Origin of the sequence: Tsuneonella aeria, from assembly GCF_009827495.1 — a bacterium.
GTDB lineage: Bacteria > Pseudomonadota > Alphaproteobacteria > Sphingomonadales > Sphingomonadaceae > Tsuneonella > Tsuneonella aeria.
This window is the reverse complement of sequence record NZ_WTZA01000001.1, coordinates 1,371,482-1,384,156: the sequence shown is the minus strand read 5'-3', so window position 1 is coordinate 1,384,156 and position 12,675 is coordinate 1,371,482. Positions and strand designations below refer to the sequence as shown.

At 67.6% G+C, this 12,675-nt stretch carries 12 protein-coding genes; 8 read left to right on the top strand and 4 right to left on the bottom strand.

Annotated features, from left to right (window positions below; translation table 11 throughout):
- The first annotated feature begins 36 nt into the window (after window positions 1–36).
- From gcvPA to GRI40_RS06840, 3 genes are read left to right on the top strand one after another with little or no spacing between them, the layout of a single operon-like run.
- The gene (gene gcvPA, locus GRI40_RS06850) at window positions 37–1,401 is read left to right on the top strand and encodes an aminomethyl-transferring glycine dehydrogenase subunit GcvPA (protein ID WP_160610641.1); all 1,365 of its coding nucleotides are present in this window, start codon (window positions 37–39) and stop codon (window positions 1,399–1,401) included.
- A gap of 32 nt (window positions 1,402–1,433) precedes the next feature.
- Entirely contained in the window at window positions 1,434–3,023 is a 1,590-nt protein-coding gene (gene gcvPB, locus GRI40_RS06845) for an aminomethyl-transferring glycine dehydrogenase subunit GcvPB (RefSeq protein ID WP_237489113.1), read from the top strand.
- A gap of 14 nt (window positions 3,024–3,037) precedes the next feature.
- Complete coding sequence (locus GRI40_RS06840; RefSeq protein ID WP_160610639.1) at window positions 3,038–3,496, top strand: ABA4-like family protein; 459 nt, start codon at window positions 3,038–3,040, stop codon at window positions 3,494–3,496.
- A 70-nt stretch (window positions 3,497–3,566) separates the two neighbouring features.
- On the opposite strand, the gene GRI40_RS06835 is transcribed toward GRI40_RS06840, so the two are convergent.
- Together GRI40_RS06835 and GRI40_RS06830 are read right to left on the bottom strand one after the other, a co-directional pair.
- The gene (locus GRI40_RS06835) at window positions 3,567–3,695 is read right to left on the bottom strand and encodes an entericidin A/B family lipoprotein (RefSeq protein ID WP_160610638.1); all 129 of its coding nucleotides are present in this window, start codon (window positions 3,693–3,695) and stop codon (window positions 3,567–3,569) included.
- Window positions 3,696–3,768: 73 nt separating this feature from the next.
- On the bottom strand, window positions 3,769–4,677 hold the full coding sequence (locus GRI40_RS06830; RefSeq protein WP_160610637.1) for a DMT family transporter: 909 nt from the start codon (window positions 4,675–4,677) through the stop codon (window positions 3,769–3,771).
- A 55-nt stretch (window positions 4,678–4,732) separates the two neighbouring features.
- On the opposite strand from GRI40_RS06830, the gene GRI40_RS06825 reads away from it, so the two are divergent.
- Window positions 4,733–4,963: a hypothetical protein gene (locus GRI40_RS06825; RefSeq protein WP_160610636.1), complete on the top strand. Its 231-nt coding sequence runs from the start codon at window positions 4,733–4,735 to the stop codon at window positions 4,961–4,963.
- Here the strand turns inward: GRI40_RS06825 and GRI40_RS06820 are convergent.
- Together GRI40_RS06820 and GRI40_RS13845 are read right to left on the bottom strand one after the other, a co-directional pair.
- Window positions 4,960–6,477: a TadA family conjugal transfer-associated ATPase gene (locus GRI40_RS06820; protein ID WP_160610635.1), complete on the bottom strand. Its 1,518-nt coding sequence runs from the start codon at window positions 6,475–6,477 to the stop codon at window positions 4,960–4,962. The genes GRI40_RS06825 and GRI40_RS06820 overlap by 4 nt on opposite strands.
- Before the next feature lie 150 nt (window positions 6,478–6,627).
- Window positions 6,628–7,650, bottom strand: coding sequence for a phosphatase PAP2 family protein (locus tag GRI40_RS13845; RefSeq protein ID WP_237489014.1), 1,023 nt, complete (start codon window positions 7,648–7,650; stop codon window positions 6,628–6,630).
- Window positions 7,651–7,753: 103 nt separating this feature from the next.
- Between GRI40_RS13845 and GRI40_RS06810 the strand changes: the two genes are divergently transcribed.
- From GRI40_RS06810 to GRI40_RS06795, 4 genes are all read left to right on the top strand, one after another.
- Window positions 7,754–7,954 carry a ribbon-helix-helix domain-containing protein gene (locus tag GRI40_RS06810; protein WP_160610634.1) on the top strand — a complete coding sequence of 67 codons (201 nt, stop codon included), beginning with the start codon at window positions 7,754–7,756 and terminating at the stop codon, window positions 7,952–7,954.
- A complete protein-coding gene (locus GRI40_RS06805; protein WP_160610633.1) occupies window positions 7,951–8,325 on the top strand; it encodes a PIN domain-containing protein in 375 nt (124 codons plus the stop codon). Before GRI40_RS06810 ends, GRI40_RS06805 begins: the two co-directional genes overlap by 4 nt.
- A gap of 8 nt (window positions 8,326–8,333) precedes the next feature.
- Window positions 8,334–10,175: a glutamine--fructose-6-phosphate transaminase (isomerizing) gene (gene glmS, locus GRI40_RS06800; RefSeq protein WP_160610632.1), complete on the top strand. Its 1,842-nt coding sequence runs from the start codon at window positions 8,334–8,336 to the stop codon at window positions 10,173–10,175.
- 165 nt (window positions 10,176–10,340) lie between these two features.
- Window positions 10,341–12,665 carry a putative bifunctional diguanylate cyclase/phosphodiesterase gene (locus tag GRI40_RS06795; RefSeq protein WP_160611472.1) on the top strand — a complete coding sequence of 775 codons (2,325 nt, stop codon included), beginning with the start codon at window positions 10,341–10,343 and terminating at the stop codon, window positions 12,663–12,665.
- Window positions 12,666–12,675 lie beyond the last annotated feature (10 nt).

Below are 12,675 nucleotides of genomic sequence, written 5' to 3'. Positions count from 1 at the left end.
TCGCTGCCGCCTCGCGGCACGCACAGAAGGTTCACCATGCGTTACCTGCCCCTCACCGATGCCGATCGCGGCGAAATGCTGGCGAAGATCGGCGCGCCCGACGTCGATGCACTCTTCGCCGATGTCGCCGCTGTCCACTACCTGCGCGAACCGATCGCCGATCTGCCCGGCCATGCCAGCGAGATGGCGGTGGAGCGGCACATGCGGCGTCTGTCCGACAAGAACCTGGCGGCGGGGGACGCGGCGTTCTTCCTGGGGGCGGGGGCCTACCGCCATCATGTGCCGGCGAGCGTCGACCACATCATCCAGCGCGGCGAGTTCCTGACCGCCTACACGCCCTACCAGCCGGAAATCGCGCAGGGCACGCTGCAGATGCTGTTCGAGTTCCAGAGCCAGGTCGCCCGGCTCTATGGCTGCGCGGTGGCGAACGCCTCGATGTACGATGGTTCGACCGCGTGCTGGGAAGCGATTGTGATGGCATCGCGCATCACCAAGCGGAACCTGGCGATCCTGCACGAAGGCCTGCACCCGCATTACGTCTCCACCATCCGCACGATGGCGAAGTTCACCGGCGACAGCGTGGCGGACCGGGCACCGACGCTCTCGGCCGATGCCGGGATCGACGCGCTGATCGCCGAGATCGAGGCGAACGCGCCGAGCTGCGTGGTGGTGCAGTATCCCGACATCCTGGGCCGGGTGTACGATCTGGCCCCGATCGCCGAGGCGGCACACGCGAAGGGCGCGCTGCTGATCGCGGTCAATACCGAACCGGTGGCGCTGGGTGCGCTGAAATCGCCCGGCGAGATGGGCGCGGACATCGTCGTGGGCGAAGGGCAGGCGATCGGTGTCGGCCTCCAGTTCGGCGGGCCCTACCTCGGCCTCTTCGCGGTGCGCGATCCCAAGCACGTGCGCCAGATGCCGGGCAGGCTCTGCGGCGAGACGGTGGATGCCGCCGGCAAGCGCGGGTTCGTCCTCACCCTTTCGACGCGCGAGCAGCATATCCGCCGGGAAAAGGCGACCAGCAACATCTGCACCAACAGCGGCCTCTGCGCGCTGGCGTTCTCGGTCCACATGACGCTGCTCGGGGAAAAAGGCCTGCGCGCGCTGGCGGCGGAGAACCACCGGCTCGCCTGCCTGGCCGCGGACCGGCTGGCGCGAATCCCGGGCGTTGCCGTGGTCAACGACGTGTTCTTCAACGAATTTACCGTGACTCTTCCGGGAGATGCGCGGGCAATCGTGCGCGACCTGGCGGAGCGCAAGGTGCTGGCCGGGGTCTCGCTCGGCCGGCTCTATCCCGATGAAGACCAGCTCGCCTCCGGGCTGATCGTCGCCGTGACCGAGACCGCGAGCGAGGATGATATCGAAACACTTGCCGCGGCGATCGAGGAGGTGTTGCGATGACCGCCCCCAACCAGAGCGGCTGGCGGCCGGCGATGCACGAAGGTGTCAAAGAGAATTCTTATTCGCGCGAAACGGCGACCGGTAACAGGGGCCTGATGCTCGAAGAGGCGCTGATCTTCGAAATCGGCACGAACGAGACGACCGGGGTCGACTTGCCGGAGCCGCAAGCGGGGGCGGACCGCCTCGGCGGGCTGGGCCGCAGCGAGCCGATCGGCCTGCCCGGCCTGTCGGAACCCGAAACGATCCGCCACTACACCCGGCTCAGCCGGCAGAACTACGCGATCGATCTCGGGCTCTTCCCGCTCGGTTCCTGCACGATGAAGCACAACCCGCGCCTCAACGAGAAAGTGGCGCGGATGCCGGGTTTTGCAGATATCCATCCGCTGCAGCCGGTCGACACCGTGCGCGGCGCGCTGGAGGTCATCAACGAACTGGCGCACTGGCTGATCGCGCTGACCGGGATGCACGGCGTGGCGATGACGCCCAAGGCCGGCGCGCACGGCGAGCTGTGCGGCATCCTGTGCATACGCGCCGCGCTGGAGGCGCGCGGCGATCCGCGCGCGGTGATCCTGGTGCCCGAAAGCGCCCACGGGACGAACCCCGCCACGGCCGCCTTCGCCGGCTACCGGGTGGAAAACATCCCCGCAACATCCGAAGGGCGAGTCGATCTCGAAGCGTTGACGGCGCGACTGGGCCCCGATGTCGCCGGCGTGATGATCACCAACCCCAACACCTGCGGCCTGTTCGAACGCGACATGAAGGCGATTTCGGACGCGGTCCACGCGGCGGGCGGATACGTCTATTGCGACGGGGCGAACTTCAACGCGATCGTGGGCCGGGTGCGCCCGGGCGATCTTGGCATCGATGCGATGCACATCAACCTGCACAAGACGTTCTCCACCCCGCACGGCGGCGGCGGGCCGGGTTCGGGCCCGGTGGTGCTGAGCGAGGCGCTGAGCCCGTTCGGTCCGCTGCCCTACACCGCGCGCACGAAGGACGGCGTCGTCCACCTGGTGGAAGAGGAACACGCCGACGAATTCGCCCGCGAACATTTCGGCAAGCCGCTGCAGAGCTTTGGCCGGATGAGCGCGTTTCACGGCCAGATGGGCATGTTCACTCGCGCGCTGACTTATATCCTCAGCCACGGGGCCGACGGATTGCGGCAGGCATCGGGCGATGCGGTGCTCAACGCCAACTACGTCCTGCGCAGCCTGGACGACGTGCTGGACGCGCCGTTCGGCGACAGCGGGCCGTGCATGCACGAAGCGCTGTTCAGCGACAAAGGCTTCGCGGGCGGGCTCACCACGCTGGACCTGGCCAAGGGCATGATCGACGAAGGGTTCCACCCCATGACGATGTATTTCCCGCTGGTGGTCCACGGCGCGATGCTGATCGAACCCACGGAAACCGAAAGCAAGGCGGGCCTCGACGAACTGATCCGCGCCCTGCGCAGCCTGGCGGAACGGGCGCGGTCGGGGGACGAGAGCCTGAAGGGAGCGCCCTATTTCGCGCCGCGCCACCGACTGGACGAAACGCTGGCCGCGCGCAAGCCGGTGCTGGCTTGGCACGGCCCCGCGACGCCGGGCGGCACGCCGACGCTGAGCGAGCAGGGCGGAAGCTGACGGCGCAGCGGCGGATGGCGCAGGCTCTCTTTACGGCAGCCAGCCTGATCGCGATCGCGATGTGGGCCCTGCTGATCATCGCCCCGCGCCGCCCCCTGCCGCTCGCGGCCGTGCTCTACGCGGGCGTCGGCCTGCTGTGCCTGGCATATTCGGCCGCCCTTGCCTGGGTGCTCGCGACGACCGGGGGCGCGGGGAGCGATTTCACGACGATAGACGGCGTTCGGGGAATTTTCGCCAGCGACGCCGGGGTCGCGATCGGGTGGACCCATTACCTGGCGTTCGACCTGTTCGCCGGCCTGTGGATCGCCCGCGATGCCGATGCCAAGCAGGTTTCGCGCCTGTTGCAGGCCCCGGTGCTGCTGCTGACATTCATCGCCGGGCCAATCGGCCTGCTGCTATGGCTCGCCCTTCGCGAACGGCGTGCGCGCGGGCCCGGTGGCTGGTCCCGCAAACGGAAAACGCCCGCCGGCTGAACCGACGGGCGTATCCTGCGACCACGCCGGGCCCGAAGGACCGGGGATCGTAAAGCGCGGAGCGTAAAGCTCAGATCGCCTGGTCGCCGGCTTCACCGACGGATTCGATGTCACGGCCCACACCCTTGACGGTGTTGCAGGCGGTGGCGGTCAGCGAAATGGCGGCGACGCCGAGGGCGAGGAGCAGTTTCTTGGCCATGGGTTGTTCCCTTTTCAAATGCGGCTGAACCTGATGGTTGAATCGCATAACGGCCATTGCCGGGCGCGGTTCCCTATTCGCCCACCATGGCGCGCGCCTTCTGCAGGGACAGGCGGTGTTCGCGCCACGCGATCATCAGCCCGGCGCCCACGATCAGGGGCGCGCCCAGCCACATGCTGGCGCCGGGCAGCAGTCCGTAAACCAGCCAGCCGAACAGGGTCGCCCAGACGAGCGAGGAATAATCCATCACGATCACGCTCGCCACAGCGCCGTAGCGCAGCGCCGCGGTGAGCAGGAACTGGCCCAGCAGGCCGAACAGGGCGAGGCCGCCCAGCAGCATCCATTGATACGGCGTATGCGCCGTCATCACGAAGGGCATGGCGATACCCAGCGGCACGATGCTGAAGGCCGCGAACCAGAACACGATCGTCAGCGGATGTTCGGTCTGTGCCAGGTCGCGAATCTGGATCGATATGAGCGCGATCATGAACGCGGCGCCCAGCGCCACCGCCGCGCCCAGGGCCGGCAATTCGCCCGAACCGGGCCGGGCGATCACCAGCACTCCGGCAAATCCCAGCAGCACGGCGCCCCAGCGCCACGGGCCGACTTTCTCGTGCAGGATCAGCGCGGAAAGGACCACTGCCCAGATGGCGGACGTGAAGTTGAACGTGGTCGCCTCCGCCAGCGGCAGCAGCGTCACCGCGCCGAAATTGAGGAACATTCCGGCAAGCCCGGTCATCGCGCGGCCCGCGTGCGATTTCATCCGGCGGCTGCCCAGGACGGAAAGCCGTTTCTGAGAGGCGAACCAGGCCAGCAAAAGCGGCACCGTGGGGAGCTGGCGCCAGAACAGGGTTTCCGTCAGCGAAACGCCCGATTCGGTGACCAGCTTCACGAACACCAGCATGACCGACAGCACGAAGGCCGCGCCCAGCCGGATCAGCAGGGCGAACAGCGGGCGCTGGTTGGCGGCGGGGGCGGTCATTCGGCGACCCATAAGGGGGCTGGCCGGCGGCGCAACGCATCCCATATTGCGCGCCATGAAGATGCCCGAAACCGTGCTGTTCGCAAGCGATGCCCACGTGGCGGTCGCAGCCGGTCTGGCGGTGCTGCTGCTGGCCACCCTGGCCCGCTATGCCGAAAGCCGCCGTGTCCGCCGGGCCCGGATCGACCGGGTGGGCTGGATGCCGTGGACCGGCCTGTTCCTGGTGCTCATGGTCATCGGCCTCACCCTCGTCGGGCTCGGCGCGGTGGGGCTTGTCCGGGGCTAGAGGCAGGCTTCGAGATAAGCCTGGTCAAAGCCGAACTGCCGCGCCTTTTCCAGGGTATAGGGCCTGAGGCCGCTGGAACGGAATTCGCCCAGGATCTTGCCGTCCTCGCTCTCGTCGAGATACTCGAACTTGAACAGTTCCTGCGTCACGATCACGTCGCCTTCCATGCCGATCACCTCGGTCACGTTGGTCGTGCGGCGCGAACCGTCGCGCAGGCGCTTGACCTGGACGATCAGGTCGACCGATTCGGCGATCTGGCGGCTGATGGCTTCCTTGGGGATCTTGATGTCCCCCATCAGGATCATGTTTTCCATGCGGCCCAGGCATTCGCGCGGGCTGTTGGCGTGCAGCGTGCACATCGAACCGTCGTGGCCGGTGTTCATCGCCGCCAGCAGGTCGAAGCATTCCGCGCCGCGGATTTCGCCCAGGATGATGCGGTCAGGACGCATGCGCAGCGCGTTCTTGACGAGATCGCCGATGGTGATCGCGCCCTGGCCTTCCAGGTTCGGCGGGCGCGTTTCCAGCGGCAGCCAGTGGGGCTGCTGCAGGCGAAGCTCGGCCGCGTCCTCGATCGTCAGCACGCGTTCGCCGGGATCGATCATTTTCGACAGGGCGTTGAGCATGGTCGTCTTGCCCGAACCGGTGCCGCCCGAAATGACGATGTTCATCCGGCACGCGCCGGCGATTTTCAGCGCAGTCGCCATCTTGTCCGACATCGAACCGAAATCGCGCAGCATGTCGACGGTGATCGGCTTTTCGGAGAACTTGCGGATCGAGATCGCGGTGCCGCGCAAGGAGAGCGGCGGGACGATGACGTTGACGCGGCTGCCGTCCTTGAGGCGGGCGTCGGCCAGCGGCGTGGTCTGGTCAACCCGGCGGCCCACCTGGTTCACGATGCGCTGCGCGATCTGGAACAAGTGCTGTTCGTCGCGGAAACGGATCGGCGCGATGACCAGCTTGCCCTTCTTTTCGATGTAGGTCTGGTCCGGCCCGTTGACCATGATGTCGCTGACGTCGGGGTCGTTGAGCAGTTCCTCGAGCGGCCCGAAGCCGAGCAGCTCGTCGATCAGCACTTTCTCCAGCGCGAACTGCTCGCGCCGGTTGAGGGTGACCTTGAGCTCGGCGAGCACCTCGAGGATGATCGGGCGGAATTCTTCGGACAGCTCGTCCTTCGTCAGCGTCGCTGCCGCTTCGGGATCGACGCGTTCGAGCAGGCGGGGGAGGACCTGTTCCTTGATCTTGTGAACCGATGCCTCGAACCCGCCGACCTGGCTGCCGGTATCGTGCACGGCGTTGGCCCGGTCGGCCAGCCGGCTCATTGCATCGTCCTTGGCATCCACCGGGCGGAAGCTGTCGGCTTCGCCCGGCAGAGGCGGGAACTGTTCGCCCCCGGGCACGGGCGCGGCCGGGTTCGCGGCTGCGCCGCCGCCCTTCATCGGGCGGGCCACCCCGAACGACGGGCGCGCACCAGGAGCCATCCCTCCGGGCCCGTTCCTCCGTCCGAATGCGCTCATCTGTCCGATCCCCAAGCCATCTGCCTGCGCCCATGCGCGGCGTGCCAGCCGCGTGGCGAACGCCGCCTTCCGAAACAGGGTGAATAGAATGGAAACCTTATTTTTTTGCTAACCCGGCGCGTGGCGGGGCGAACGGGGCTCACCGCAGCATCACTCCGCTGGGGCGGGGAGGCCCGGGGGCACGGGGATGGGGCTGGGCTGCTCCGCCACGGCGCCGGCGCGGGCCGTTTCGGCGCGGAGCAGCCGCCGCGCCAGGGCCGCCGCGCACCATGCAAGGGCGATGCCGACGGGAAGGTCCACCACGTAATGCCAGCGCGTCGCCACCGCGGCCACCAGGATATAGGCGAACAGCGGCAGCATCACCGCCAGCAGCGGGCGGGCGTGGCGCCAGGCGAAGATCACGAACAGGAACGACCCGCCGGCGTGGAGCGAAGGCATCGCCGCCAGCCCCACCGTCAGGGAGCCGCTGCCGTGATCCCGCAGCCACGCAGCCCCGCCGTCGCGGTTGGCGTGCCAGGCCTCCAGCATATAGGCCTGCGCGCCCGAGACCGGCGGCTCCACGCCCGGTTCGTACAGGAACGGGCCCAGCGCCGGCGCCACGAGGTAGGCGAGCGAGCCCAAGATCTGCAGCAGCATCGCCGATACGATCAGCTCGCGGAAGATCGCCCGTGATTGCAGCGCGTGCCACGCGAACGCGAGGTAGAACATGGCGATGAAGCCGAACATGTAGAAATTGCTGCCGAGCGGGATGACCGGAGCCAGCGCCAGCCGCATCGCCTTCGCGCCTTCCACTAGCGGCAGCAGCGTCTGGTCGATGCGCCAGTACGCCGAGTCCCACAGGGCCGGGTTCAGGTGGACGATCCACAGCTTCAGGTTGAAATGGCAGATCAGGATCAGGCCGTAGCACGGCAGCGCCAGGAGGAATGTCGCGCCCAGCGGCTGCTTGCCGTGGAACGCCACCAGCAGCGCCCAGATGGCGACACCGATCAGCGGATAGAGATAGTGCAGCCCTACCGCCGATGCGCTCTCGGCGCCGGGAAGGGCGAACGGCAGCCCGTATGCCGCCGAGACGACCAGCGTGAACACCGCGAAGGCAGCGGTGAGCGCAACCTCGAGCGCGCCGTCACCGCTCAGTCTGCGCCGCTGGCGGCCGATGTCGGTCCCGATCGTCATTGCGCCCCCGGCCTAGCCGCCGCGCCCTAAGGAAACGCTAACCACGTTTGCGAAACGCAAGCCGCCATTTGCATCTGATATACAGATATGATATCGCAATATCATGGCGCGCATCCTGGTCGACCTGCCCGACGACGATATCCGCTGGCTGGATCACGCCGCGGCGGGGCAGAACGTGTCCCGCGCGGCCCTGCTGCGCGAGGCGGTGCACACCTACCGCGACCGCACGGCAAGCGCCGGGATCGAACGGTTCTTCGGCATCTGGCAGGACCGGTCGGCGCCCCGCGACGAGGATGCACAGTGACCGCGGCGGTGTTCGATACGGACATCGTCGTCGATGCGCTGCGCGGCGTGGCGGGCGCACACGGCGAACTGCTGCGCTACGCCAACCGCTACATCAGCCGGCTCACCTGGCTGGAGGTCATGGCGCTGGCCATGCCCGACGATGCCGGCCGGGCGGAAAGCTATCTTGAACACTTCCGCGTTATCGAGCTTAACGAGGACATCGCCCGGCAGGCTTCGGTCTTGCGATCGCAGCGGCGCCGGATAAAGGCGATCGACGCGATCGTGCTGGCGTCGGCCCAAAGCACCGGGCGCATCCTGGTGACCCGCAACATCACGGATTTCCCGGCCGAAATGCCGGGCATCCGCATTCCCTACACCCTCAAGGACTGAGCAAGCGCATGTGTGGAATCATCGGCATCGTCGGCAAGCAGGACGTGGCGGACCGGCTGGTCGACGGGCTCCGCCGGATGGAATATCGCGGCTACGACAGCGCGGGCGTGTGCACGATCCACGATGGCGCGCTGGTGCGGCGCCGCGCCGAAGGCAAGCTCGCCAACCTCGTGCGCGAACTCGCGGCCAATCCCGCGCCCGGCACGATCGGCATCGCGCACACACGCTGGGCGACTCACGGCGCGCCCACCGCGCACAACGCGCATCCCCACGCGACCGACCACGTCGCGCTGGTCCATAACGGCATCATCGAGAATTTCCGCCCCTTGCGCGAAGAGCTGCTGGCCGAAGGCCGCACGCTGGAAAGCGAGACCGACAGCGAGGTCGTCGCCCACCTCATCAGCCGCGAAGTGGAGAACGGCGCCTCGCCCGAAGAGGCGGTGCAGGCGGTCCTCCCGCGCTTGCGCGGCGCCTTCGCGCTCGCCATCGCATTCCGCAGCCATCCCGACATGCTGATCGGCGCGCGGCTGGGCTCGCCCCTGGTGATCGGTTACGGGGCGCCCGGTACCGAGGGCGAGGGCGAGACCTACCTCGGCTCCGACGCGCTGGCGCTCGCCCCGCTGACGCAGCAGATCGCCTATCTCGAAGAAGGGGACTGGGCCGTCATCACGCGCGGGGGCGCGCAGATCTTCGATGCCGACAACGCGCCCGCTGAACGCGCGGTCACCACGTCCGGCGCTTCGGCCGCGGCGGTGGAGAAAGGCAACTACCGCCACTTCATGCAGAAGGAGATCTTCGAGCAGCCCACGGTCGTGGCGCAGACGCTGCGCAGCTACATCCGCCAGGTCGACAACGTGGTGGCCCTGCCGCAGATCGATTTCGACCTCTCGCAGATCCGCCGGGTGACGATCGTCGCCTGCGGCACGTCATATTATGCCGGCATGGTCGCCAAGTACTGGTTCGAGACTTTCGCGCGGGTTCCGGTGGACATCGATTTCGCATCCGAGTTCCGTTACCGGGAGCCGGTGCTGGAAGATGGCGGCCTGGCGCTGTTCATCTCGCAGAGCGGGGAAACCGCCGATACCCTGGCGGCCCTGCGATATTGCAAGCAGGCCGGGCAGACCATCGCGGTGGTCGTCAACGTTCCGACCAGCTCCATGGCGCGCGAAGCGGATCTGCTGCTGCCGACCCATGCCGGCCCGGAGATCGGCGTCGCCAGCACCAAGGCGTTCACCTGCCAGCTGGCTGTGCTTGCCGCGCTCGCCGCGCATCTTGCCGCGCGCAAGGGCCGGCTCGACCGCGCGGAAGAGCAGGACATCGTGCGCCACCTGCTGGAAGCGCCCGCCGCGCTCAACGCCGCGCTCGACCATAACGACGATATCGCCGCGATGGCGCACCTCATCGCGCCGGCGCGCGACGTGCTCTATCTCGGGCGCGGACCGGATTATCCGCTGGCGCTGGAAGGCGCGCTGAAGCTGAAGGAAATCAGCTACATCCACGCCGAAGGTTATGCCTCGGGCGAGATGAAGCACGGCCCCATCGCGCTGATCGACGAGGCGGTGCCGGTAATCGTCCTGGCGCCCAGCGGGCCCTTGTTCGAAAAGACCGTCTCCAACATGCAGGAAGTGCGCGCGCGGGGCGGCAAGATCGTCCTGATCAGCGACGAAGAAGGACTGGCCGAAGCCGGCGAAGGCTGCCTGGCGACGATCCAGATGCCCAAGGTTCACCCGCTGATCGCGCCGCTCGTCTATGCCGTGCCGGTCCAGTTGCTGGCCTATCACGTGGCCATCGCCAAGGGCACCGATGTCGACCAGCCGCGCAATCTGGCCAAGTCCGTCACCGTCGAATAGCGCCCGCGGGGGATCGCCGGACGCCCGCCCGTTTGGTTAATTTGCGGTTGTTGCCAGGGTCCCGAATTTTCATTTCGATGTCGAGGTTTACCGCCGCATAACCTTTGTCGGGCTATCGGCCGGTTCGTGACCGAGCCGACCGCCAAATCCTCCAAGCCTGTGGACATGCCGATCCTGGCGATCCTAGGTCTGGCGGACCCGGCCGGCATGGACTGGGGCCGGCTGCGCGCGCTGCAATATGCCCAGATCGTGGCGACTTCGCGGGTCCGCATGGTGGTCCATGCCGCGTGTGCGCTTCTCGTCATGTGGCTCTATGCCGGGGTCGCGCCGGCCTGGATCATCGGCCTGTTCGCCGCGGTGCTGATGGGCACGCTGGTGCTGGCGCTTCGCTCGGACAAGGAATTCTCGACCGACGGGCAGATCCGCGTGGGCCGCGAACAGGTGCTGCGGCGCGCGCGCACGACCGGCGCGGTGGCGCTGGCCTGGTGCGTCCCGGTGGCCGGGTTCGCCGTGTTCGGCGGCGATGCGGAGCGCGCCTCGACCGGTCTGGTCCTGGCGGTACTGATCCTCGGCTCCACCCTCGCGCTGGGCGCGGCGCCGATGGCGACCGCGGTGTTCGGCGGGATCACCGGACTGGCGGCGATCGCCACGTTCGCCTGGTTCGGCCAGTTCGGGGCGGCAATGTCGATGGTCGTGCTGCTGGTGGCCGTCGCGTACGGCGTCACCTCGGTGGCGCACATTCACATCACCGCCTCGCTCGCCCAGGCGGGCGTCGCCGAACAGAGCGAGGTCGTCTCCCTGCTGCTCCGCGAGTTCGAGGAGAACGAGGCGGACTGGCTGTGGCAGATCGACCTCAACCGCAGGATTCGCGGCGCATCGCCCCGCTTTGCCTTCGCGCTGGGGAAGCCGATCGAGGAAGTGGAGGGCATGCCCTTTCTCGAGCTGATATCCGGCGAAGCGTGGGAGACCGGCCAGTTCCCCCCGTCGCTGCACGATCTCGCCGACCGGCTGAAGCGGCGGGAGAGCTTTTCCAACCTGCTGGTCAAGGTATCGATCGGGCGCGAGCATCGCTGGTGGGAGCTTTCCGGCACCCCGATTCTTGACAACAGCGGCGCATATGCCGGGATTCGCGGGGTGGGCTCCGACGTGACGGAGCAGCGCGAATCGAGCGAGAAGATCGCCTACCTCGCCCGTTACGACACCCTGACCGCCCTGCCGAACCGCCTGATGCTGACCGAAGCGCTGGGCGATGCGCTGCGCTATGCCGAACAGTGGCGCACCCGCTGCGCGTTCCTGATGATCGACCTCGACCGGTTCAAGTCGGTTAACGATTCGCTGGGGCACCTCGTCGGCGACAAGCTGCTGGCGCAGGTGTCGGCGCGGCTCAAGGCGTTGATGGGTGAAAGCGAGCTGTGCGGCCGGCTGGGCGGTGACGAATTCGCCATCGTGATCCGCGACGCATCGGACCGCGGCAGCCTGGAACGCGTGGCCCGCAGCGTGATCGCGCGCCTTTCGCAGCCGTACGAGGTGGATCACCACACGCTCTATGTCGGTGCCTCGGTCGGCTCGGCCATCGGCCCGCGCGACGGCAACACCGTGGAAGAGCTGATGCGCAACGCCGACCTTGCCCTCTACCGCGCGAAGGATGACGGAGGCAACGAACACCGGAGCTACGAACCTTCGCTCCACGCCAACGCGGAAGAACGCCGCCAGCTCGAATTCGCCCTGCGCCAGGCGCTCGAGAAGAGCGAGATCGAGCTGGTCTATCAGCCCGTCGTCGATTCGCGCACCGAAGCCGTCGTCAGCTTCGAAGCGCTGGTGCGCTGGAACAGCGCGCACCATGGACCGGTCAGCCCGGGCAAGTTCGTGCCGATCGCCGAAGACACCCGCCTGATCGTGCCGATCGGCACATGGGTGCTGGAACAGGCCTGCCGCGAGGCGACGCGCTGGCCGGAACACGTCCGCGTGGCCGTGAACGTATCGCCCGAACAGCTTTTCGAACCCGACTTCGCGTCCGCCGTGGTGCGCGCGCTCACCGCCAGCGGGCTCGACGCCCGCCGCCTGGAGCTGGAGGTGACGGAGAGCATCTTCCTGCGCGATCCCAGCGTGGCGCGGGCTTCGCTGGAACAGGTCATGGCGCTCGGCTGCACGGTCGCGCTCGACGATTTCGGCATCGGCTATTCCTCGCTCGGCTACCTGCGCAAGATCAGCTTCTCGACCATCAAGGTGGATCGCTCGTTCGTGCAGGGCGCGGCGCAGAACAGCGCGGAGAGCCTGGCGATCATCCGCGCGGTGGTGGCCATGGCCGACAGCCTGGAGATGACGACTACGGCCGAAGGCGTGGAAAGCGCCGAGGAAGCGGAGCTGATCCGCAAGCTCGGCTGCACGAAGATCCAGGGCTACTACTTCGGCCGGCCGATGCAGGCGGACGACGCGCTGAAGCTGTTCCGCCGCCGCCGCGCCGACGTGGAGGAACGCCTGCGCGCCTGACCGCCGCCCG

Excerpts from the sequence above, each read along its gene's own strand:
- GRI40_RS06810 (WP_160610634.1), top strand. The coding sequence starts at position 7,754 with ATGGCGCGCATCCTGGTCGACCTGCCCGACGACGATATCCGCTGGCTG.
- GRI40_RS13845 (WP_237489014.1), bottom strand. The coding sequence starts at position 7,650 with ATGACGATCGGGACCGACATCGGCCGCCAGCGGCGCAGACTGAGCGGT.
- GRI40_RS06835 (WP_160610638.1), bottom strand. The coding sequence starts at position 3,695 with ATGGCCAAGAAACTGCTCCTCGCCCTCGGCGTCGCCGCCATTTCGCTG.
- GRI40_RS06840 (WP_160610639.1), top strand. The coding sequence starts at position 3,038 with ATGGCGCAGGCTCTCTTTACGGCAGCCAGCCTGATCGCGATCGCGATG.
- gcvPB (WP_237489113.1), top strand. The coding sequence starts at position 1,434 with ATGCACGAAGGTGTCAAAGAGAATTCTTATTCGCGCGAAACGGCGACC.
- GRI40_RS06795 (WP_160611472.1), top strand. The coding sequence starts at position 10,341 with ATGCCGATCCTGGCGATCCTAGGTCTGGCGGACCCGGCCGGCATGGAC.
- GRI40_RS06820 (WP_160610635.1), bottom strand. The coding sequence starts at position 6,477 with ATGAGCGCATTCGGACGGAGGAACGGGCCCGGAGGGATGGCTCCTGGT.
- GRI40_RS06825 (WP_160610636.1), top strand. The coding sequence starts at position 4,733 with ATGAAGATGCCCGAAACCGTGCTGTTCGCAAGCGATGCCCACGTGGCG.
- GRI40_RS06830 (WP_160610637.1), bottom strand. The coding sequence starts at position 4,677 with ATGACCGCCCCCGCCGCCAACCAGCGCCCGCTGTTCGCCCTGCTGATC.
- gcvPA (WP_160610641.1), top strand. The coding sequence starts at position 37 with ATGCGTTACCTGCCCCTCACCGATGCCGATCGCGGCGAAATGCTGGCG.
- glmS (WP_160610632.1), top strand. The coding sequence starts at position 8,334 with ATGTGTGGAATCATCGGCATCGTCGGCAAGCAGGACGTGGCGGACCGG.